The organism is Arthrobacter tecti (assembly GCF_054511355.1).
On the sequence record NZ_JBTNCT010000013.1, the window covers coordinates 53,549 to 76,077 of the forward strand.

Here is a 22,529-nt window from a genome sequence, read left to right on the forward strand (position 1 = left end):
TCCTGAAACGATGGTCGAACCATCGATTAGACAAGGACTTCCAATCATGAGCAACGGTGCTGTGCCGAATCCCGATCCCACCAACTTCACCGGAGCAGACGCCGCGTTCCTGCGGGACTTCGCCACCCTGTGCACATTTGGTGCCACCGCGGGAGGGGGAGTGGAACGGCAAGCGGGCTCACCGGCAGACGGAGAACAGCGCGCCTGGCTGACCGAACTCCTCCAGGGCAACGGGTTCACGGTCTCCTTCGACCAGGTGGGTAACCAGTTCGGCTTGCTGGAGTTGCAGCCCGGCGCACCGTACGTGCTGGTCGGCTCCCACCTGGACTCCCAGCCGACCGCTGGACGGTACGACGGCGCCTACGGTGTCCTCGCTGCCGCGCACGCCGCCTTCCGACTCGCAGCACAGTGGAAAGCAGACGGAACGGCTCCCCGTTACAACCTCGCAGTGGTGAACTGGTTCAACGAAGAGGGCGCCCGCTTCAAACCGTCCATGATGGGCAGCTCCGTCTACACCGGGAAGATGACGCCCAAAGTTGTACTCGACATCACGGATCCCGCGGGCATCACCGTCCGTGAAGCGCTGGACGCAACCGCCTCACTGGGCCAGGGACCCGGACCGAAGGCCGCCTACGCCGCCGAGATCCATATCGAGCAGGGCCGCAGCATGGAACGCGACGGCATCACTATCGGCGTTGTCGACTCCAACTGGGCGGCCAACAAGTACGAGTTCGAGGTCCACGGCGAACAGGGGCACACGGGCTCAACCGTCATCGCTGACCGGCGAGACGCGCTTCTGGGAGCATCGATGCTCGTGGTTGCGGCCCGGGAGATCGCAGATCACTTTCCCGACGGCGCCCTCCACACCTCCGTGGGGCAGCTGGACGTCTACCCCAACTCGCCCGTGGTTGTCCCGTCACTGGTCAATCTCCTCCTTGACCTGAGGTCCGCCGACGAGGAAATCCTCGCCCAAGCCGACCGCAAGCTTCATGACCGCATCGGGCAGATCGAAAAAGCTGCCCGGGTGGAGATTCGCAAGACCGGATCCCATTGCTGGCCGGTCACTCCGTATCAGCCCGAGGGAGTGGCCCTGGCGGAAAAGACCGCAGCAAACTGCGGGCTGACCTACAAACGAGTCAAGACGCTGGCTGGACACGACTCCACCAACTTGAAGGACATCGTTCCCACCGTGATGCTGTTCGTTCCCTCAGTGGAGGGCATCTCCCACAACGAGCACGAGTACACCACCGACCAGGACATCATCAGCGGCCTGCGCGTGCTGACCGACGTCGTCCGTAGCCTTTGCCTGGGCGAGCTCGAAAGCTAAACCCCACCTACATACGGAGGGAGCCCGGCCAATCGGCCGGGCTCCCTCCGTATGGATAGCAGCCAGTCCTTACGCGGACTCGGTCACACCGCACCAGTCGGCAATGAACAGGGCAATGGTCTTGGTTACGTTGCGCACGGACTCTATGTGCACCCGCTCATCGAAACCGTGAATCGCTTCCGACACGGGCCCGTACGTCAGCGCGGGGATCCCGCCGTACAGGGTGAAGACCCGCCCGTCGAGGTAGCCCGGCGTTGTGAAGCTTTGCAGCGCCGAGCCAAAGACGCCCTCATGCGCGGACGCCAGTACTGCCTCGGCCTCCGAGCCTTCCTCCAGCACGTAGCCCTCCGAAAAGAACCCTGTCCGCTCGGCCGAGACGTTGGCCTCCGAACCGGTGTTCCGGAGGCATTCCTCGATTTCGCCCCAGGCATCAGCTGCGGCGATTCCCGGGTACAGCGCGGCACGGACGTCGAACTCGCACCAGGACGGCACGCTCGAGGGCCAGTCACCGCCGGAGATCATGCCGATATTGAAGTTGATCGGATGATGTACGTCCTCGAAGTACCGGTGGCTGCCCTGATCCGCGTTCCACTTGGCTTCGAGTTCCCGGAGAGCGCCCATGACCGGGTAGGCCGCGTCGATGGCATTGAAGCCGGATGACATCTCCCGCACATGGGTGGGTTTGCCGGAGACACGGACGCGGAACCAGATGACCCCCACGTTGGCACGCACCAACATGTTCTCTTCCGGTTCCGGTATGACGACGGCGTCTGCCGTGTACCCCCGCTGGAGCGCGGCCAGCGAACCGTTGCCGGTGCATTCCTCCTCCACAACTGACTGGAAGTGGATGGTTGCTGCCGGTTCAAGCCCGGCAGCGCGGATGGCATCGAACGCGAAAAGGTTGGCCGCCAGCCCCGCCTTCATGTCACCGGAACCCCGGCCGTACATCCAGCCGTCCTTGATCTCGGCATCCCAGGGGCTGCGCTCCCAGGTGTCCTCGGGTCCCGTCGGCACCACATCGATGTGCCCGTTCAGGATAAGGGAACGCCCCCTTGATTCTTGGGGCCTGTAGGTACCCACCACGTTGGTCAGGTCTTCGAAGGCCACAGTGCTGGGACCGTAGCCCACATGCCCGGCGAGTGCATCGCCGTCGAGCGCCCAGCGGTCCATGGTGAGCCCGCGGGATTCAAGCTCAGTGAACATGAGGTCCTGCGCGCTGGACTCGGCGGCCCTCAGAGAGGGATGCCGGATCAGTTCTGCGGTGAACTCAAGCTGGCGGTCGAAGGCTGTATCGACGGCGTCGGTGATCCGGCGCGCGGTTTCTGGATTCAACATGGGTCTCCCTACCGGACGATCGCTTTGTCTTTGACGCGGAGGCGCTCGCCGAAGAATCCGCCGGCAGCGGTGATCAGCGATACCACGATCAGCAGCAGCGAAGCCGTCCAGGACAAGCCGTCCGACACCTCCAGCAGTGCGACGGCGATCAGCGGCAGGAACCCGCTCAGCGCACCGGCCAGGTTGTAGCCCAGTGCCACACCGCTGTACCGCAACCGCGGCGGGAACAGTTCCGTCAGCAGGGCACCGGTGACCGAGTAGGCGACCGAGAGCAGTGCAATGCCGAGCGTGACGGCGAGGATGATGGCGGCCGGGTTGCGGGTGTCGATCATCCAGAAGAGCGGGAAGGCTGCGGCTGCAGTCACAAGACCGCCGATGAAGGTCATCTTGCCGGGCCCGATTTTCTCGCTGATGCGGCCGATCACAAGGATGATTCCAATCTGCACGACGGCGGCAACCAGGGTTGCGTTCACCATGAGTTGGCGATCCAGGCCGAGGGTCGCGGTGCCGTAGCTGATCACGAAGGTTGTCATGATGTAGAATCCGCCGACGCCCAGGAAAGCGGCCGCGATGGCAACGATCAGCCTGCCCCAAGCCTGGCGGAAGACATCAACAGCCGGGATCTTGGCGCGTTCTTCGAGCTTGACCAGCTCGTTGAAGATGGGTGATTCCTCGACCTTCAACCGGATGTACAGGGCGATCAGCAGCAGCGGGAACGCAGCCAGGAACGGAAGGCGCCAGCCCCACGAATCAAAGACGTCAGCGGGCATGAGCAGCACCAACGCGAATGCGCCGGAGGACATCAGCGTGCCGACCGGGGAGCCGACCTGCACCAGTGCGGCATACCGTCCGCGTTTCTCGATCGGGGCATGCTCCACCGCTATGGTCATGGCACCTCCCCACTCGCCGCCCACCGCGAGGCCTTGCACCAGGCGCAGGATGGCGAGCATCACGGGTGCTGCGAGGCCAATGCTGCCGAAGTCAGGCAGCACACCGATGAGGCCGGTGGCCAGGCCGATCGCCACGATGGTGATCAGCAGCGCCGGGCGTCGGCCCATGCGGTCGCCGATGTACCCGAACAGGACGGCGCCCAGCGGCCGGGCAGCGAAACCCACGCCGAAGGTCGCGAAAGCCGCCAACGTTGCAGCGGTCGGGTCGAGGGATGTGAAGAACAGCCGGTTGAACACGATTGCTGCGGCGGTGCCGAAGAGGAAGTAGTCGTACCATTCGAGGGCGGTGCCAACGAAAGCAGCGCGGGCAATCCTGCCCGCCTCCGCTCCGCTGACAACGGGAACGGCCGTTTCCTCTCCCTTACTTGTCTCATGTGGTTGCATGATCAGTTTTCTGCCTCTCGGGATGGTGCTGGGATGGGACGGTGGTCTGTAGCTTGTTGAAGTAGTCGTGCCCGTAGATGCAAGTGCCTTCGAGCACGGTGGCCAGCACGGTGATTGAGCCGATCTCCTCGTCAGGGACGTCAGCCGGGTGGTCGGACAGCACAACGAAGTCGGCAAGTTTCCCAGTTTCCAGCGTTCCCCGCCGGTCTTCGTCGCCTGCCGTCCAGGCGGCGTCGACCGTGTAAGCGCGCAGGGCGGTCTCGGCGTCGACGCGTTCCAAGGGGCCAATCGTCGCTCCGCCGGAGGTGCGTCGGGTCACCATCGACTGCATACCGAGCAGGGGCGCCCCGGATGCGACCGGCCGATCGGAACTGCCGGGAACCCGGACGCCGAGGTCAAGGAAGGACTTGTGGCGGTACACCCAAGGTTCGCGTTCGGTGCCGACGGCGTCGGCCATCGTGTCGCCCACCTCGTAGAGGAAGTGGGGCTGCGGAACCGGTGTGACGTTCAGGGACGCGAACCGCGCAAGCTGGTCGGGCCGCACTATGCCGGCGTGCTCGATCCGGTGCCTCGCGCCGGGTCGTGGGAGCAATTCCAGCGCGGCGGCAAAAGCATCCAGCGCCACGTCGACGGCCGAATCCCCGATTGCGTGGGCCGCGACATCCCATCCCGAACAGTGAGCATCCACAATCCGCCGAGTGAGCTCCTCAAGGGAGAGTTGGAAGCTGCCTGTGCCGTGGTCATGATCGCAGAACGGTTCGGTCACGGCAGCGGTGCGGCCGATGAGGGATCCGTCAATGAAAATCTTCATGGCACCGAGCCTGATGTGATCGTCACCGAATCCGGAAGCAATGCCGAGGTCCAGTCCGAAGGTGATTCCGTCTGACGGATGGGACTGCACCGGGTGCAGGGCGTCGCTGGCCGCCATCAACTGGACCCGGGTCAACAGGCGGCCGCGGCGTCGGGCCTCCACATAGGCAGCAAGTTCAACGGGAGTGCGGCCGATCCAGCCCGAGCCGATGCCCGCCTCCACGACGTGCGTCAGGCCTTCGGAGGCGTAGACCTCGCTCGCGGCGCCGATCGCCTTCGCCAGATCGTTCACCGGGTAGGGGACCACCAGTGCGGTGACCAGCTTCTGGGCCTGCTCCTCGAGCAGCCCCGTGGGTCCGTCTGAATCCTCAACGATCGTGCCACCTTCAGGAGTATTGGCTGATCCGTCCAGGACACCGGCTTGTTCAAGCACCCCGGTGTTGACGGTGCACATGTGGCCGGACCGGTGCTTGAGCCACACCGGGCGGCCGGGCGCTGCCCGGTCCAGGTCCTTGCGGTGGGGATGCCCGTCCATGACGGTGTCGTCATAACCCGATCCCACTACCCACGCACCCTCGGGAAGGTTGAGGGCAAAGCCGGAGACGGCGTCGTACAGTTCGTCCAAAGTCCGGCAGCCGGACAGGTCCAGCTCGGCCAGTGACTGCCCAAACCACGCCATGTGATTGTGTGAATCACCAAAGCCGGGAACGACGACGGCGCCGGCGCAGTCGAGCGTGCGCCGCGCCGGAAGTGCCAGGACGTCGTCATCGAACCCTACGATTCGCCCATGGAGCACTCCCATGGAGTGCGCTCTGGGAGCGGCATCCGCCATGGTGAAAATGCTGGCGTTGACAAGTTTCAGATCGAGCATGGTCTTTGAAGGATGTCTTTCGGATAGAAGGCGCGGCCGCGCGCAACGGCTCCTTCCATGGTGGCCTGCATCACGTCGTCAAACAATGGGTGAACACAGTGTGCTGCGCACCTACAATGGGCATATGCCCAACAATGCGGTTTCAGGTGGAGCCGGTGACCTTCAGAACCCGGTCTCCCGGCCTGTCATAGCGGACGTTGTAGCTGATTGCCTCGCCGATATAGACCGCATTGCTGACGAGTACCTGCAGGAAGTGCGGACGATTGACGGCTATGGCGGCGCAGCCGTTGTGGATCAGGATCTGCGGGAAACAGCTGTAGCGTCGATGGAACTGCTACTGCGCCTGATCGGTGACCTTCCCGTTCCCGAACGGCTGGCCGCGATGTCCGAAGCACTTGGACACCGCCGTGCACACCAGGGCGTGCCCCTCGAATCGCTCCTGCGCGCAGTGCGCATGGACTTCCGCGTGCTCTGGACCGTGATGTTGGAGAAGGTTCCGGAAGGATCCCTGCCGGAACTCACGAAGGACGCGGTGCGGGTTTGGGAAGCGGTGGAGTTCCACACCATCCGGGCGCATGCGGGCTACCTCAACGAGCTGGCCAGCATGGCGCAGGAAAAGGAGACGCAGCGGGCGTTCCTGTTGTCGCGGCTCGTCGGCTCGGACGGAAAGGACCCGCAGGTGCTGGGGCAGGCTGCCCGCGCACTCGGTGTGAAGCCGGAGAGCAGTTTCGTTGTTGCCGTTGCGGCTGTGGACGCTCAAAAGGCGTTCCGGGCCGAAGCGGTCCGCGCCGGCGTCGAGCAGTATCTGCACGAGCGCGACGGCGTGCTCATCCTCATTCTTGAGGACGTTCCCGCGCGGGCAGGACGGAAACCAGAGGGGACGCGTCCCTGGCTTGCCCTGCTCGACTGCTTCGTGGCGCCCCCGGCCCACTCATTGGCGGAGGTGCCGCTCATGCTCAGGATTGCGCTGGACTCGTTGCCGGTAGTGACTGCCGGCCGACCTGGCCGGCACACGGTGCGGGACACGTGGGGGCAGGTCGCCGCCACCCGGCTGGGGGAGTATGGAACCGTGTTGGCCAACACCGTGCTGGGGCCGCTTGCCGCGATTTCCTCCCATGAGAGGGACCGGCTCATCGAGACTGTCCAGGCGTACCTTCGCTCCGGGTCGGTGTCTGAAACGGCGGGCGAGCTGTACTGCCACCGGAATACGGTGCTCAACCGGATCGCCCGGTTCGAACAATTGACCGGCTTCGATCCGACCAATCCGCAGGACGCCGCTACCGTGCTCGCCGCTTTCCAGGTCCAGTTCCCGCCGGGAGCATAACGCGCTCAGGCCGTTGATGCTGGCCGCCGAAACCTTAGACCTGCTCGAGGAAGTCCTGCAGGATCCGCTGCCCGCTGCGCAGTGACTCCACGGGCACGCGCTCATCCACGCCGTGCACTCCGTCAGAGGTGCGGCCCTCCGGATCCGCGCCCTGCGGCGAGAACCCGTAGCAATCGATCCCCAGCGGCGCGAACGCCTTGGCATCGGTTCCACCGCCCATGCAACGGGGAACAACGACGGCGGCGGGATCGTGACGCAGCAGCGCCGCCTTCATCGCGTCGAACCAGTGCGAATCGACCGGCGCCTGGACCGGTGGCTGGTGGGACAGAAACGTCCGGGTCACCCGCCCGCCGAGCAGCCCGTCGATCACGGCGAGGGTCTCCTCTTCGGTGCCCGGCAGGCACCGGACGTCCAGGTCGGCGGACGCCGTCCCGGGGATGACGTTGACCTTGTAGCCGGCGTCGAGCACGGTGGGTGTGGCGGAGCAGCGGATGGTGGTGCGCGCCACGGTGCCGGCATCGCCCAGACGGTCCACCGCAGCTTCCACACCTGCGTCGGTGGTGAGGTCTGCGGGAAAGCCGAGAGCCGCCGTCGTCTGCTCCAGATACGCACGAACGGTGGGGGTAAGCACAATCGGCCAGGCATATTCGCTCACCCGGTGGAGCGCCCCGATGAGGTGGGTGACCGCGTTATCCGGGTTGGGACGTGAGCCGTGGCCGGACGTTCCGGTGGCCGTCAGCCGCATGTGGAGTGTGCCGCGTTCCGCTGCCGCCACGGGATATAGGCGCACCTCTGAACCGTCCTCTGCGGTGAGGAACTGTGCAACGCCGCCCGATTCCCCGATGGCGGCTTCGACGCCGTCAAACAGTTCCGGATGCTCGGCGGCAAGCCACAGTGCACCGTAGTCACCCTTGTCCTCCTCATCCGCAACGAAGGCAACGACGACGTCGCGGCGCGGCCTCACGCCGTCTTCCGCCCAGCGCAGCAGCGTGGAAAGGGTCATGGCCACCATGTCCTTCATGTCGCTGGCGCCGCGGCCCCAGACGTAGCCGTCCCGAATTTCCCCGGCGAACGGGTCCAGGCTCCACTGCGCCGGTTCAGCCGGAACAACGTCGAGGTGGGCGTGGATCAGCAGCGCTGGAAGTGTGCGGTCGAGCCCCGGCACTCGCACCACTGTCGACGCGCGTTCAGGCGTGGGGCCGAGGATAACGGGCTCATACCCCGCGGACGTGAGCAGGCCGGCTAGGTATTCGGCCGCTTCCCGCTCTCCCTCGCTCTTTCCCTCACCCCAATTGGTGGTGTCGAAACGGATCAATTCAGCGCACAGTTCAACGGGGTCCACGACACGAGTGTAAGTGATTTGCGACACACAAAACAGTTGCGTAACTTAACTACATGGCGTTCTTCCGCCGGCATCAACGAAAGAGACATGATGACCAGTAACCGCACTTCCACTCGCCCCGGGGCGCGCAGGATCCCGCTCTTCCGCAAAATCGGAGCCTTACTGACCACGGCTGCCATTGGGCTGGTGCCCGGTGGCCTGGCACTTTCAGGCGCCTCCGCCGCTGAAACAGAAGCAGAGTCCGGCACAACCCTCAAGCTGCCCCTCACCGGGGACATTGACTCGCTGAACCCTTTCATCGCCATCCTCGCGACCAGCACCAACATCCTTGGACTGCAGTACGAGGGCCTGGTGGGCTACAGCGCCGAGAACAACGAGGTCATCCCTGAGATGGCGGAATCCTGGGAGACCTCCGAGGACGGCATCACCTGGACCTACACCTTCGCGGAGGACCGCGTCTGGTCCGACGGTGAACCGCTGACCGCCAACGACGCCGCATGGACCTTCCAGGCGATCCAGGAGAACGACACCCTCAAGCAGGCCAATGGTTCACTGCTTGAAAACGTGGTCTCCGTCGAGGCAGTCGATGACTACACCCTGGTGCTGACCCTGAACGAGGCGCAGGCACCCAACCCGGGTTCCGTCCTTCCGGTTGTCCCGGAACACATCTGGTCCGAAGTCGAGGATCCAGCGACCTTCGAGAACTCATCCGACGCCGTGGGCAGCGGACCGTTCACCGTAGTGGACTACAACCCGACCTCCGGCGTGACGATGAAGGCGAACCCCAACTACTGGCAGGGCGAGGCCAAGATCGACGGCGTCACTTACGTTCCCTACCGTAACGGCGACGCCGCCGTGCAGGCGCTGCTCACCGGCGAGATCGACATGATCAATGGGCTGACCCCGGCGCAGTTCCAGGCACTGGAATCGGAAGAGAACATCACCACCAATTCCGGTGCGGGCCGCCGCTACCAGGCAATGAACATCAACTCCGGCACCAAGGACATTGATGGAAATGACATGGGTAACGGCAATCCGGCGTTGCAGGATGTGGAACTTCGTAAAGCCATTGTGATGGCCATCGATTCCAACACCCTGCTGGAACGGGTCCTTGAAGGACTGGGAACACCGGCAACCGGTGAAATCCCAGCCGTCTACCCGCTGTACCACTGGGATACGGAGGAACTTCCCTACGCCTTCAACCCTGAGGAAGCCAACCGGATCCTCGATGAAGCAGGCTACGAGATGGGCGACGACGGCGTGCGCCTTGACCTCGAAGGCAACCCGCTGGAGCTGCGCCTCATGGGCCGCAACTCGGACCCCACGCACCAGCAGATGGCCGACTTCATCATCCCGTGGCTCGCGGACATCGGTATCTCAGTTACCAGCGAGATGAAGGCACCCGCACAGGTCAACGACGATTCGGTGCTCGGAAATTACGACATGTACTTCACCGGTTGGGGCATCGGCCCGGACCCGGACTTCCAGATGTCCATCAACCAGTGCTCGTCCCGCCCGAATGCCGATGGCACCGGCGCAACGAGCGAATCCAACTGGTGCTCGCCGGAGTTCGACGAAATCTACGCAGCCCAGCACACCGAACTGGACCAAGAACGCCGAAGCGAACTTGTAGTCGAAGCACAGAAACTCATCTACGACGCCGCGGTGAACAACGTGCTCTACTACGCCGACGCCCTGGAAGCCTACCGCTCGGACCGCTTCGAGCCGTTCGTCACCCAGCCCGCTGAGGGCGGAGTAATCCTCGGACAGAACGGGCCGTGGGGAATCTACAGTGCAACCCCCGTCGCTTCGATCGAAGCTGAGGGCGCGGCCTCCACCACCAACCCCGCGGCGATCATCCTGCCGATTGCGGGTGTGCTGCTCATCGGCGGACTGCTGGCGTTCTTCCTGGTCAAGCGCAGGCGCGCCACCGCAGACGAGCGGGAGTAACACCTGTCATGTCGGATGCGTTGAGCACCCAGGATCTGGTCCCGGGGGACAACAGTACGGATGAGCCGCCACGGGCATCCTCATGGTGGAAGTACGTCGCCATGAAAGCCGGCGGGGCCTTGATCTCGCTGATCATGGTGGTACTGCTGGGCTTCTTCGCATTCCGCATCCTGCCCGGCGATCCCGTCCGCTCCCTCGCGGACGGGCGCCGGGTCAGTGTTGAGCAAATGGACATCCTGCGTGAGCAGCTTGGCTTGAATGACCCGCTCCTCGCACAGTTCTGGCGGTATCTGACGGAACTGTTCCAGGGGCAGTTGGGCTACTCCTATACCTACAACGAGCCGGTGGTGAATCTCATCGCCACCCGGATCGGTCCCACGGTGCTCCTGACGGGGACCGCCGCGATCATCTCCGTGGTTCTTGGCCTCTGGCTGGGACAGCGGGCTGCCTGGCGCCGGGGGAGTCTCTTCGACCGGACGCAGACCGGACTTGCGCTGGTCTTCTGGTCGGTGCCGACATTCTGGCTGGGACTGCTTCTCCTCCTGTTCTTCGGTGGAGGACTGCAGTGGTTCCCCACCGGAGGCCTGGTCACCGCAGGCACCACAGAAACCGGCCTGCCGCTGATCTGGGACATCATCCGGCACATGACCCTTCCGGTCATCACCATGGTGGCGGTGGTGTACGCCCAGTACCTGATGGTGATGCGGGCGTCGCTGCTGGAGGAAATGACCTCGGATTACCTGATGACGGCGCGTGCCAAGGGCCTGCGTGAGGACGAAGTCCGCACCAAACACGCAGTGCCCAACGCGCTCCTGCCCACAGTCACCCTGATCTTCCTCACTCTCGGCGGGCTGGTTGGCGGCGCAGTCACCGTGGAGACCGTGTTCTCCTGGCCCGGGCTCGGCTATCTCACCTTCCAGGCACTCTCAGCCCCTGACTTCCCGCTGCTGCAAGGAACCTTTGTGGTCTTTTCCTCGATCGTGATCCTGATGAATTTCTTCGCGGACCTGCTCTACCGCGTCCTTGACCCCAGGCTGCGTGCCGCATGAGCGCCCCCGCAGCCCAGGGCAAACGCATCAACGTCGCTGCCGCGCGCCGTCGTCAGCGTGCAGTGGAGGTCTGGAAGGAATTTGCTTCAAACCGTGCGGGCCTCACCGGACTGATCATCCTGGTCTTTGTGATTGCGCTGGCCGCCCTGATCCCGCTGTTTGCTCCGCCCAGCGTTCTCGATGTCACGCAGGTGACCTCACCGCAGAACGATCCCCCCAGCCTCGAGAATCCGCTGGGCACCGATCCGGCCGGGCGGTCAGTACTTGCCCTCCTGATCTGGGGAGCCCGGATCTCCCTGGTGGTGGGCTTCGCCGCAACACTTGTCTCCATGGTGATCGGCACGGTGGTGGGCATGGCCGCGGGTCACTTCACCGGAGTCACCCAAGCGGTCCTGATGCGCATCATCGACTTCTTCCTCGTGGTCCCGGGACTGGTGCTGGCGATCGTGCTCTCCAGCGTGATCGGCCCGGGCGTGGCGACCATCGTCGTCGCAATCGGCGTGACCTCGTGGGCCGGCACGGCCAGGCTGGTGCGTTCGCAGACACTCACAGTGGAGTCCCGCCCCTATATTGAACGGGCCTGGGCACTGGGTGCCGGCGACGGCCATGTCATCACCAAGCACGTGCTGCCCGCCGTCATGCCACTGGTGCTTGCCAACACCACGCTGACCGTAGGCTCGGCCATCATCGCCGAATCCACGCTGTCCTTCCTGGGTCTGGGCGATCCCAGCAGCATCTCCTGGGGCGCCATGCTCAAATCTGCCCTGGACACCGGAGCAGCCACCGGAGGGTACTGGTGGTACGTGATGCCGCCCGGCATTGCGATTGTTGTGGTGGTGCTCTGCTTCACCCTGGTGGGCCGCGCGCTCGAGTCCGTCATCAATCCCACCCTGCGAGGACGTTAATGCTGCGGCTTGAATTCCAGGATGTCAGGATCACCTACACCACGCAGACCGCAAGCGGCCGGGGTGAAATCGCAGCGGTCGACGGCGTCAGCCTGGTGGTGGAGCCAGGCTCCACTGTGGGCCTCGCCGGTGAATCCGGCTGCGGCAAATCCACCCTCGCGGTTTCCGTCCTTCGACTGCTGCCTGCCAACGCAAAGGTCGAGGGAAAGATCCTGCTCGGCGATGAGAGCGTTTCCGACCTGACCTGGGGACGGCTGCGGTCAGTGCGCTGGACGGAGGCCTCCATCGTGTTCCAGGGTGCCATGCACTCGTTGAACCCGGTGCGCAAGGTCCGCGACCAGATCGCCGAAGCGCTGATCATCCACGCGAAGGGAGCGGACGCGAAGTACAAGCAGGAATCCGCCCGGATTACGCGGGTCAATGAGCTCCTGGAGCAGGTCGGGCTGCCGCGGGCAAAGGGGCTGTCCTATCCGCATGAGCTTTCCGGCGGGCAGAAGCAACGCATCATGATTGCCATGGCGCTGGCCTGCGAGCCGGACCTGATCATTGCGGACGAGCCGACCACGGCCCTGGACGTCGTCGTACAGGCGCAGGTCCTTGATCTGCTCACCGCGCTGGTCCGCGACCGTGGCTTGTCGCTGATCATGATCAGCCATGACCTCTCGGTCCTGGCGGCCACCTGTGAGCGCATTGTTGTGATGCAGGACGGCAGGATCGTGGAGCAGGGCCCGTCGCTGGAGATTATGCGCATTCCCCAGCATCCGCACACCCAGGCGCTGGCTTCCGCGTTTCCCGTGATCGGCGATCTTTCTTCACGGCTGAAGCTCCCTACCTACACCGCCTCGAACGCCCCGCACGCGGAACCGGCCGAGCGCCAGGCTGCGGCCCATCAAGGCCGTCCTGCCTTGGAAGCCCGCAACCTGTCGGTGATGTTCAACAGGCGCGGTTCCGGTGCGGTCAAGGCAGTGGATTCGGTCAACCTGACGTGCAATACCGGTGAGATCGTGGCGCTGGTGGGGCAATCCGGTTCCGGCAAGACCACTCTGGCCAGGACACTGCTTGGCCTTCAGAAACCCACGGGCGGAGAAGTCCTCTTCGAAGGTACGCCGCTGTCCCATCAGCGCAAAGCCCTCAAGGCTTACCGCAGGGCGGTGCAGTTTGTACTCCAGGATCCAACGGCTGCCCTGAATCCCAAGCATTCGGTGTATGAGGCAGTCGCTGAAGGGCCACGATTGCACAAGCTCGACGGCGACGAGCGGGACATTGTTGCCGCGGCTTTGGCCAAAGCGGAGCTCAATCCGCCGGAGAAGTACTTCACGGCTATTCCGCAGGAGCTCTCCGGAGGCCAGCGCCAGCGGGTTGTGATTGCCGGCGCGCTCGCCCTTGACCCGGAGTTCCTGGTTGCGGACGAACCGGTAGCGAGCCTGGACGCCTCTGTCCGTGCCGGCGTCTTGGCCCTGCTGCTGAAGCTGAAGTGCGAGCTCGGTCTCGGAGCGCTCGTCATTACCCATGACCTGGGCCTCGCGTGGAACATTGCCGACCGTGTGGTGGTGATGTACCAGGGGCGCATCGTGGAGGAAGGGCCGGTGGAGGACGTGCTGCTCAATCCCCAGCACGAGTACACGCGGCGGTTGCTCAGCGTGGTCCCAACCCGTGAATCACCTGTCGCGACCAGCAGCGTCCCGCTGAAGGAACAGCCACTCGAGGACGAGGTTCAGGACGGCGTGCGTTGAGGGAGAACCCGTTGAGGGAGACTGGAGCCCACCCGGAGCTTGGACCGCTGAAGGCGGGGGACCGCGTGGGCCTGGTGGCGCCGTCGGGCCCTGCCCCCGCTGACCGGTTGGACCGGGCAGTGTCCCTGCTCAGCGGCTGGGGGCTGGAACCGGTGCTCGGAGACCATGTCCGGGACGCACATCCCCGCGCGCCGTATCTGTCGGGGGAAGACCGGCACCGTGCCGAAGACCTGCAGAACATGTGGTGCGACGATCACATCGACGCGGTCTTCTGCATCCGAGGCGGATACGGCTCAGTCCGGATCCTGGACCTCCTGGATGCCGGCAAACTGCGCGCAGCCAGGCTGAAACCACTCATTGGTTCCTCCGACGCAACGGCGCTGCACGAGTACTGGGCCGACAACCTCCAGCTCGCCACCTGGTTCACCCCGATGGTCGCCACAGACGCCCTGCTGAATGACCCGGTGGCACAGGCACAACTACAGGAAGCGCTGTTCACCCCGTACGCCGGACGCAGCTATATCGCGAGCACCGCCGAATCACTGGTGGAAGGCAAGGCAACCGGCAGACTCACCGGCGGGAACCTCAGTCTCCTGGCGATGACACTTGGAGCTAAACCCGTCCCGGATAACACCGGCCGGATCGCGTTGCTCGAAGATATCACCGAGGATATCTACCGCATGGACGCACTCCTGCATACACTGCTGCGTGCGAGCTGGTTCGAGGGTTTGACGGGGATCGCCCTCGGCTCGTGGCTCAAGTGCGGTGAGCTTCACGAGGTCAAGGCGCTTGTCAAGGAGCTGCTGGTGCCGCTCGGGATCCCGCTCGTGTGGGAGCTCGGCTTCGGTCATGGACCCGGTGCCCACAGCATTCCGCTCGGTGTCCATGCAACCCTTACCGCGGATGGGAATCCACACCTTGTCCTCACCTGAGATTGGCGCCGACTTTCAACGCATCCTCGAAACCGCCGTGCGCAGCCGGGTAACGCCGTCGGCCGTTCTCGCGTACAGCGTGCGGGGCACGCAGGCGGGCCCGGCCGCGCTCGGCGATGCGGTGGCGTACGACGACGACGGCGCGCCCCTGACCGCAGGCCAGCGGGTGCCCGCCACGACCGACACCGTCTATGACCTCGCCTCGGTCACCAAGATCTTCACCGCGGTGACCGCGTTGCGCCTGGTCGACGACGGCGTCCTGGCCCTCGACGAGCCGGTCCGACAAGTGCTTCCAGGCTTCACGGGGGAGGGCAAGGCGCTGGTCACCCTCCGCCGCCTGCTCACCCATACCTCGGGCCTCCCGGGGGTGTGGGACGGCTGGAAGCGAATGCCCTCCGCTGGCCGCGACGAGTTACTGGAGGACCTGCTGGCCACACCGCTGGCAGCGCCCGCGGGCACCGCCTTCAACTATTCCTGCGTGGGTTTCAACACCGTGCTGGCGCTCGCCGAAACGGCTGCCGGAACGTCGTGGGCGGACCTGGTGGACAGGCTCGTTCTTCAGCGGCTCCGCGCACTGGATGCGAGAACCGCGACACTGACCTACTCCCCGGACGCGGCCGCCTGCGCCGCGACCGAGTGCCAGCCGGAACTCGGCAGGGGAGCCGTGCGAGGCGTGGTCCATGACGAAAGCGCCTGCGCCCTCGGTGGGAGCGCCGGAAACGCCGGTCTCTTCGGCACTGCCGAGGGACTGCTCGCGTTCGGGGAAATACTGCGCACCGATACGGCGTCGCTGCTCTCAGATCCGCTGGCACAGGAATTCTGGTTGGACCAGCTCCCGGGGGTACTTGGGGACAACCTTGAGCAGGGTGGCCCCGGGTACGGCCATGGACTCGGGCTGAGGATTGGTCAGCTGGACTGGATGGGAAGTTCCGGCACCAACGCGCGCGCACATAACGGCTTCACCGGTACCTCGCTTCTGGTGGACCGCGACGCGTCAGTGACTGTGGTGCTGCTGACCAACCGGGTCCATCCCAGCCGGACTCTGTCCGAAATGGCTCCGCTGCGCTCCGCCGTCGCCGACGCCGTATATGCCGCGGCAGCAGTGGGGGCGCGCGGATGAGCGTCATATCCGACTACAGCGACGGCGTCCCGCACATCTCATTTCACCTCACCACCCTCAGCGGAGGGACGTTGGCCGAACGGGACGCAGGCACGGTTGTCTATGCGGCAAGCACCATCAAGCTCGCGGTACTCGTAGCTGCGTTGCGGGAGGTCGACGCCGGGAGGCTCTTCCTGGACCAGCCGGTCACCGTCCGGATCAGCTTCCGCAGCGCCGCGCCCGGTGCAGGTACCTTCACCTGCGAACCCGGCGAAATAGACGAGGGACTCCCAACCGTCGGCAGTGAGATGCCTCTGCGGGAGGTCCTCAGACGCATGATTACCGTGTCCTCCAATGAAGCCACCAATCTGGTTGTGGATCTGATCGGTTTGCCGTCAGTCAACAATGCGCTTGAGGTATGCGGGGCGGCTTCCTCGAAGATGGAACGGCTTTTCGGTGACCTTGCCGGACTCGACGGTGGTCTGACCCAGGAGACCACCGCGACGGACCTGGCCAACATGGTGTGCGCGATTGTCTCCGGGCGGGCAGCCGGACCGGAAAGTACCCGGCTGATGCTGGAGTTCCTCCGCGCCCAGGAGTACGGAATTCTCGGTCCGGTCCTCCCGGCCGGTACGGACTGGGGCAGCAAATCGGGCTGGGTGACGGGCATCCGCCATGATGTGGCGTTCGTCCTGCCGTACGGCTCAGACGAGGGCTACGTCCTCGCCGTTTGCACCCGCGCTTATGGGGAAGAGAGCGCGACGGCGGCAATCACCGCACTATCCACGATGGCCTGGGACCTGTGGGCAGCGAGATGACCGCAAGCCATCAACAGGCCCGAACCATCAGTTTTGACCTGGACGGAACACTGATTCAAGGCCCGTTTGCCGGAGTGCTGCGGGAGGCGTGTAGCACGATCGCCGGACCCTCCGCGGACGAGCTGTACCTGGATGTGCTGCGCCGCCACGAAGAGCTCCTGCTGGTGGACGAATATGCTGCATACGGCTGGTCCTCGATGGTTGCAGCCGTGGCGCGCACGCTTGGGTTCGAGAGGAACGAGCAGGCCATCACAGCGCGCATTGTCCAGCGGCTCGAGGAAGTGCCGGAACGTACCCGCCTGCTCCACCCCGGGACTGCCGCGGTGCTTGACAGTCTGCGGGCGGCGGGCTGGCGGGTGCTCATCCTCACCAACGGGCGCAGGGCTTTCCAGGAACCGGTCATTGCCGGTGCGGGTCTGCTGCCGGTGATCGATGGCATCGTCACGTCCGACGACGCCGGTTCGGCCAAGCCGGGAAGAGCAGTGTTCAAATTCGCCAGGGGCACAGCGGACCTGCACATCCATGTGGGTGACAGGTTGGACCATGATGTTGCAGGGTCCGCTCGAAGCGGAGCCCTGAGCATGTTGCTGCGGAAGGACGCACCGGTTTCAGGAGTGGTTCAACGGTTCGACGACGCTAAGCGCGGTGCTTTGCTTGAGTACCTCTGGGTTCAGCATGCGGCCGAACGGCGCATCGACCCTCCAGCGCAACGGGGCGACCTTCCGCCGGAGCTGGTGCCGGACGCCGTCGCTCCTGACCTGGAGGCGGCAGCCCAGCTGGTGGGCGCACTTGCTACTCAGCGGACCGCTGTTTCCTGACCGACGGGTGCCGCGGAGATCCCCAATCCGGGCGCGTCGGGTAATTCGATCACGTTCGCTTCATACCTGGCGCCGCCGGCAACCGGCGATGAGTCCACCCACAGACCACCGTCCAGATCCTGTGGGACTGTGCCAGCCGCCGTCGAGGGCTCTGAGCTTCCGGTCAGCGACGCGGCGAAACTCGCTGCTGCGCTGATGCCCACGGTGCTCTCGATCATGCAGCCAACCAGCATGCCAAGGCCCGCGCTCGAGGCAAGCCGGGCCAGCTGAGTGGCTACGAAGACTCCTCCGGATTTGGCCAGCTTGATGTTCACCAGGTCCGCAGCCTGCAGGTCGATGAGTTTATGGAGGTCATCGACGGTCCACACTGACTCATCCGCCATAATCGGAATGCCCACGCGGCGGGTGACATAGGCGAGATCCTCCAGGGAATCGGCGCGCACCGGCTGCTCGATCACTTCGACGCCGAGGTCCGCGTCTTCCAGGGCGGTGATGATCCGCACCGCGTCTTCGGCGGTGAAGGCCTGGTTGGCGTCCACCCTCAGGCGGACCTTTGGGCCGGCGGCCTCGCGCACCGCGCGCATCCGCGTTACCGGGTCGCCATTGGCATCCAGTTTGACCTTGATGCAGTCGAAACCTTCGGCGACATGTTGGTTGGTTGCACGGGACAACGTCGCAGGATCGCCCACGGAGAGCGTCATATCGGTGGTAATCCGGGCAGAGCGGCCGCCAAGGTAGCGGTAGAGCGGCATCCCTGCCCGCTGCGCTGCCAGATCATGGAGCGCACAGTCCACCGCCATCCTCGCGGCTCCGGATTCGGAAGAAAGGCTAAGGAGCCTCAAGGCCTCCGCGTGGTCAGCCGTGTTTGAATGCGCCACAAGATCCTGAAGCGGGCCGTGCACAGATCTCATCACACCGGCAGTGGTTGCTTTGGTGACTGCGCTGATGGGGGCCTCGCCCCAGCCCACGCGGCCGTCGTCGTCGGTGGCTTGAACCAGAACCGTTTCCAGTACCGTGGCGCGTCTGACGGCGGTGACAAAAGGCCTGACCAGCGGCACCGTGGTGGGCTGGGCGCGAAGAGTAACCGCGGGAGTCGATGGTCGCGTCACAGCGGGTCACCTTTCTACGTAGAAAGACTACGATACCTATCAGTAAGTTGTAGCTTAATGACGCGACCGGCAGTGCTTGACCCAGATTCGCTCAGAGAGCCGCGACAGCCACGCTGCCGCACAGGACAACGCCGCCCGAGAAAGGGTTTCATGAGCATCCAGTCGAAGATCCATTCCCACCTGCCGACACTGGCCCCCGCCGCGCGGAGGGTTGCGGAAGTGATGTTGGCTGATCCCACGGTGGTCCTGCGAAACACCATTTCCCAGCTCGCCGAAAAATGCAGCACCTCCGAGCCATCGGTGGTGCGGTTCTGCCGGGCTCTTGGGTATGCGGGCTATAGCGAACTCCGCCTGGTGATGGCAACCGAGCTGGGACGGGAGCAAGCCGCTGTGGCAGATCAGCGCCGCTTCGGTTCGGACATCAGCCCGGAGGATTCCCTGCAGGACACCGTCGCGAAGATTGCGTACGCGGAGACGCTTGGTATCGATGAAACCCTCTCCAGCATTGACTTCGACGTGCTGGGGGAGGTGGTGCAGACCATCGGCTCCGCACGGCACATCCTCGTCTACGGACTGGGCGCGGGCGCTATTGTCGCCGATGACCTTCAACACAAACTGTTCCGGATCAAACGCACGGCCCAGGCCTTCAACCAGCATCATGACGCCCTCATGGGTGCCGCGCTCATGGACCCCACCGATGTGGCGATCGCCTTCTCCCACAGTGGTCAGACCGGCGAGACCCTTGCGTTCATCGAGCGGGCCAAGGAAGCCGGGGCACCCACCATCGCGGTGACCAACGTCGAGTCCTCGCCGCTCGCAAAGACCGCGGACCTCTGCTTGTTTACGATGGTGCGCGAGACCGCTTTCCGTTCAGGCGCCATGGCGTCGAGGATCGCCCAGCTTGCCATGGTTGACTGCGTCTTCGCCGGTGTGGCCCAGAGCAGCTACGAGAAGACTGTCAGTGCTTTGGAAGTGACCAGCGCAGCCGTCAGCTACGGCACTCGCACCCGGTGAATTCCCCTTACGGAACCGCTTACAGCACCCGAACCTGACCGCCGTTCACGTCCCACCTTGCGTCGAGGCGCACGTTCGCGAGCATCCGGCGGTCGTGGGTCACCAGCAGCAGCGCTCCCGTGTAATCCTCAAGGGCTTCCTCGAGCTGTTCGATAGCGGGGAGGTCGAGGTGGTTGGTCGGTTCGTCCAGCACCAGGAGGTTCACTCCGCGCGCCTGGAGGAGTGCCAGCCCCGCCCGGGTGCGCTCACCGGGGGAGAGCATGTCCACCCGCGCCGAGGTCTGGTCCGCCTTGAGCCCGAACTTGGCCAGCAGGGTGCGCACTTCGGCTTGTGCCAGCTCCGGCACGGCCGCTTCGAAAGCCGCCGCGAGGGGGACGTTTTCGGCAAGCTGCCCGCGTGCCTGGTCGATCTCGCCGATGGCGACGCTGGCGCCCAGGGAGGCGGCGCCGTCGTCGGGCTGTTGATGCCCCAGCAACAGGCGCAGCAGCGTGGACTTGCCGGCACCGTTGGGCCCGGTGATGCCGATCCGCTCGCCGGCATTGACCTGCACGGACACCGGCCCCAGCCTGAAGTCGCCCTGCCGGGCAACGGCGGCATTGAGCGTCGCAACCACGGCGCTGGAGCGCGGAGCGGAGCCGATGCTGAACTGCAGCTGCCACTCCTTGCGCGGCTCCGGGACCTCGTCCAGCCGGGCAATCCGGGACTCCATCTGCCGCACCTTCTGGGCCTGCTTCTCGGAGGACTCCATGCTGGCACGGCGGCGCAGCTTGTCACTGTCCGGGCTCTTCTTCATCGCATTCCGGACACCCTGGGAGCTCCACTCACGCTGCGTCCGGGCGCGTGAAACAAGGTCCTGTTTCTTCTCGGCAAACTCCTCGTATGCTTCGCGGGCATGCCGTTTCGCCACGGCGCGCTCTTCGAGGAAGGCGTCGTACCCGCCGTCGTACACCGCCACCTGGTTCTGTGCCAGGTCCAGTTCCACCACGGTGGTGACGCAGCGCGCCAGGAACTCGCGGTCGTGGGAAACCAGTACCGCGCCGCCGCGGAGGCTGCGCATGAACGCCTCGAGGCGGGACAGGCCGTCCAGGTCCAGATCGTTGGTGGGTTCGTCCAGGAGGACGACGTCGAACCGGCTCAGCAACAGCGCGGCCAGGGCAACCCGGGCAAGCTGCCCGCCGGAGAGTCCGGTGACCGGCGAATCGGCGGCGACGCCGGGCGCGACGTCGGCGAGGACCGCCGGGAGCCTGTCCTGAAGATCCGCGGCTCCCGCAGCGAGCCAGTGCTCGAGCGCCTCGGCGTAGCGGTCGTCAGCACCCTTGGCGGTTGTGCCAAGCTCTTCAGCCGCGCGCTCCATCGCAACGGTAGCCGCGGTGGCTCCAGTTCGGCGGGATATGTACTGCGCCACCGTTTCTCCGGGGGTACGTTCATGCTCCTGCGGGAGCCAGCCGACGAAGGCGTCCTTCGGCGAGCACATCACCGTTCCGGCCAGCGGCTCATCGACGCCGGCAAGAAGTTTCAGCAGCGTGGACTTGCCGGCACCGTTCGCTCCCACGACGCCGACGACGTCGCCCGCCGTTACAGTCAGGTCCAGATTGGAGAACAGGGTGCGGTGGGCGTGGCCGCCGGAAAGCGCCTTGGCCACGAGGGTTGCAGTCATGAATTCAGTCTAGAAGTCAACATGCCACCCTTGACCGGCCGCTCCTACCGGGGATTAGGTAGATACAACGATGTGCATTCACCGGCGGAAGGTAGACCCCTTGCTCACCAACACCGACGACGGCGTCCACGGCCCGGCAGAGATTGCCCATTACCTGCCGCCGCATTTTCTCGAGTCTTCGCTGCGCAAGGACGTGCTCGCCGGGTTGAGAGCGACACCGAAGTCGCTGCCGCCGAAATGGTTCTACGACGACCGCGGCAGCGCACTGTTTGAACGCATCACAGAGCTTCCCGAGTACTATCCCACGCGTGCAGAGCGGGAAATCCTTGAGCGGTATGCGGAAGACATGGCCGCGGAATTGCCGGCGGACACGTTGATTGAGCTGGGCTCGGGGTCCTCCAGCAAGACACCGCTGCTGATCTCGGCACTCCTGGAGCAGGGCCGCCTCCAGCGTTACGTCAGCGTGGACGTGAGCGACGCCGCGCTGCTGGGCGCCGGGGACCACCTCTCGGAGACCTTTCCGCATCTTCAGTTGAGCCCGGTGGCTGCGGACTTCGAGCACCAGCTTCATGTCCTGCCGCGGGACGGACAGCGCATGGTCGCTTTCCTGGGCGGCACGATCGGGAACCTCGATCCGGAGCACCGCGCAGGATTCCTGAAGGACATCCACGAATTGCTGGGTCCCGGCGGCGGTTCGCTCCTGCTCGGGACGGATTTGGTCAAACCGGCCAACATCCTGGTGCCCGCCTACGACGACGACGCCGGCGTGACCGCCGACTTCAACCGGAACGTACTACGGGTGTTGAACCGTGAACTGGGTGCGGACTTCGACGTCGAAGCCTTCGAACACGTCGCCGCCTGGGTTCCGGAGAACAGGTGGATCGAAATGCGGCTGCGGGCCACCCGGCCCATGCTCGTCACCCTGCCCGGGGTTGACCTGGAGGTGAACTTCTCCGACGGGGAGGAGCTGCGCACCGAGATCTCGGCAAAATTCACCCGGGACGGCATCGCGGATGAGCTCGAAGCTGCAGGCTTCCGCATCGCGGGGCAGTGGTGTGACTCCGAGGACCGGTACGCCGTGACCCTCGCGGAAGCGATCTAG

18 protein-coding genes are annotated in these 22,529 nt (G+C 64.7%); 12 read left to right on the forward strand and 6 right to left on the reverse strand.

Annotated features, from left to right (window positions below):
• Positions 1-46: 46 nt before the first annotated feature.
• Positions 47-1,327, forward strand: coding sequence for a M20 family metallo-hydrolase (locus ACX80C_RS14000; protein WP_459327064.1), 1,281 nt, complete (start codon positions 47-49; stop codon positions 1,325-1,327).
• Positions 1,328-1,396: 69 nt separating this feature from the next.
• Here ACX80C_RS14000 and ACX80C_RS14005 read toward each other — a convergent pair whose 3' ends face one another.
• Genes ACX80C_RS14005 through ACX80C_RS14015 form a run of 3 tightly spaced genes read right to left on the reverse strand, consistent with a single transcriptional unit; the run spans position 1,397 to position 5,677 of the window.
• Complete coding sequence (locus tag ACX80C_RS14005; protein ID WP_459327065.1) at positions 1,397-2,662, reverse strand: ArgE/DapE family deacylase; 1,266 nt, start codon at positions 2,660-2,662, stop codon at positions 1,397-1,399.
• An 8-nt stretch (positions 2,663-2,670) separates the two neighbouring features.
• Positions 2,671-3,996 (reverse strand): MFS transporter, encoded by a 1,326-nt coding sequence (locus ACX80C_RS14010; protein WP_459327066.1) that lies wholly within the window; start codon positions 3,994-3,996, stop codon positions 2,671-2,673.
• Positions 3,983-5,677, reverse strand: a complete 1,695-nt coding sequence (locus tag ACX80C_RS14015; protein ID WP_459327067.1) for an amidohydrolase — start codon at positions 5,675-5,677, stop codon at positions 3,983-3,985. Before ACX80C_RS14015 ends, ACX80C_RS14010 begins: the two co-directional genes overlap by 14 nt.
• Before the next feature lie 124 nt (positions 5,678-5,801).
• On the opposite strand from ACX80C_RS14015, the gene ACX80C_RS14020 reads away from it, so the two are divergent.
• Entirely contained in the window at positions 5,802-7,001 is a 1,200-nt protein-coding gene (locus ACX80C_RS14020) for a PucR family transcriptional regulator (protein ID WP_459327068.1), read from the forward strand.
• A gap of 34 nt (positions 7,002-7,035) precedes the next feature.
• On the opposite strand, the gene ACX80C_RS14025 is transcribed toward ACX80C_RS14020, so the two are convergent.
• Positions 7,036-8,343: a M20/M25/M40 family metallo-hydrolase gene (locus ACX80C_RS14025; RefSeq protein ID WP_459327069.1), complete on the reverse strand. Its 1,308-nt coding sequence runs from the start codon at positions 8,341-8,343 to the stop codon at positions 7,036-7,038.
• 87 nt (positions 8,344-8,430) lie between these two features.
• On the opposite strand from ACX80C_RS14025, the gene ACX80C_RS14030 reads away from it, so the two are divergent.
• From ACX80C_RS14030 to ACX80C_RS14065, 8 genes are read left to right on the forward strand one after another with little or no spacing between them, the layout of a single operon-like run.
• Complete coding sequence (locus ACX80C_RS14030) at positions 8,431-10,293, forward strand: ABC transporter substrate-binding protein (RefSeq protein WP_459327070.1); 1,863 nt, start codon at positions 8,431-8,433, stop codon at positions 10,291-10,293.
• Between the two features lie 8 nt (positions 10,294-10,301).
• Positions 10,302-11,342 (forward strand): ABC transporter permease, encoded by a 1,041-nt coding sequence (locus ACX80C_RS14035; RefSeq protein ID WP_459327071.1) that lies wholly within the window; start codon positions 10,302-10,304, stop codon positions 11,340-11,342.
• Positions 11,339-12,247: an ABC transporter permease gene (locus tag ACX80C_RS14040; protein ID WP_459327072.1), complete on the forward strand. Its 909-nt coding sequence runs from the start codon at positions 11,339-11,341 to the stop codon at positions 12,245-12,247. The genes ACX80C_RS14035 and ACX80C_RS14040 overlap by 4 nt, the downstream gene beginning before the upstream one ends.
• On the forward strand, positions 12,247-13,980 hold the full coding sequence (locus tag ACX80C_RS14045) for a dipeptide ABC transporter ATP-binding protein (RefSeq protein ID WP_459327073.1): 1,734 nt from the start codon (positions 12,247-12,249) through the stop codon (positions 13,978-13,980). Before ACX80C_RS14040 ends, ACX80C_RS14045 begins: the two co-directional genes overlap by 1 nt.
• A gap of 11 nt (positions 13,981-13,991) precedes the next feature.
• On the forward strand, positions 13,992-14,912 hold the full coding sequence (locus tag ACX80C_RS14050; protein WP_459327074.1) for a S66 peptidase family protein: 921 nt from the start codon (positions 13,992-13,994) through the stop codon (positions 14,910-14,912).
• Entirely contained in the window at positions 14,884-16,032 is a 1,149-nt protein-coding gene (locus tag ACX80C_RS14055; RefSeq protein WP_459327075.1) for a serine hydrolase domain-containing protein, read from the forward strand. The genes ACX80C_RS14050 and ACX80C_RS14055 overlap by 29 nt, the downstream gene beginning before the upstream one ends.
• Entirely contained in the window at positions 16,029-16,829 is an 801-nt protein-coding gene (locus tag ACX80C_RS14060) for a serine hydrolase (protein ID WP_459327076.1), read from the forward strand. Before ACX80C_RS14055 ends, ACX80C_RS14060 begins: the two co-directional genes overlap by 4 nt.
• Complete coding sequence (locus tag ACX80C_RS14065) at positions 16,826-17,647, forward strand: HAD family hydrolase (RefSeq protein WP_459327077.1); 822 nt, start codon at positions 16,826-16,828, stop codon at positions 17,645-17,647. The genes ACX80C_RS14060 and ACX80C_RS14065 overlap by 4 nt, the downstream gene beginning before the upstream one ends.
• On the opposite strand, the gene ACX80C_RS14070 is transcribed toward ACX80C_RS14065, so the two are convergent.
• On the reverse strand, positions 17,626-18,756 hold the full coding sequence (locus ACX80C_RS14070; RefSeq protein ID WP_459327078.1) for a mandelate racemase/muconate lactonizing enzyme family protein: 1,131 nt from the start codon (positions 18,754-18,756) through the stop codon (positions 17,626-17,628). The genes ACX80C_RS14065 and ACX80C_RS14070 overlap by 22 nt on opposite strands.
• A 150-nt stretch (positions 18,757-18,906) precedes the next feature.
• Between ACX80C_RS14070 and ACX80C_RS14075 the strand changes: the two genes are divergently transcribed.
• Positions 18,907-19,770, forward strand: coding sequence for a MurR/RpiR family transcriptional regulator (locus ACX80C_RS14075; protein WP_459327079.1), 864 nt, complete (start codon positions 18,907-18,909; stop codon positions 19,768-19,770).
• Between the two features lie 19 nt (positions 19,771-19,789).
• On the opposite strand, the gene ACX80C_RS14080 is transcribed toward ACX80C_RS14075, so the two are convergent.
• Positions 19,790-21,427: an ABC-F family ATP-binding cassette domain-containing protein gene (locus ACX80C_RS14080; RefSeq protein ID WP_459327080.1), complete on the reverse strand. Its 1,638-nt coding sequence runs from the start codon at positions 21,425-21,427 to the stop codon at positions 19,790-19,792.
• 100 nt (positions 21,428-21,527) lie between these two features.
• Here ACX80C_RS14080 and egtD point away from each other — a divergent pair, with 100 nt between their 5' ends.
• Positions 21,528-22,529, forward strand: coding sequence for an L-histidine N(alpha)-methyltransferase (gene egtD, locus ACX80C_RS14085; RefSeq protein WP_459327081.1), 1,002 nt, complete (start codon positions 21,528-21,530; stop codon positions 22,527-22,529).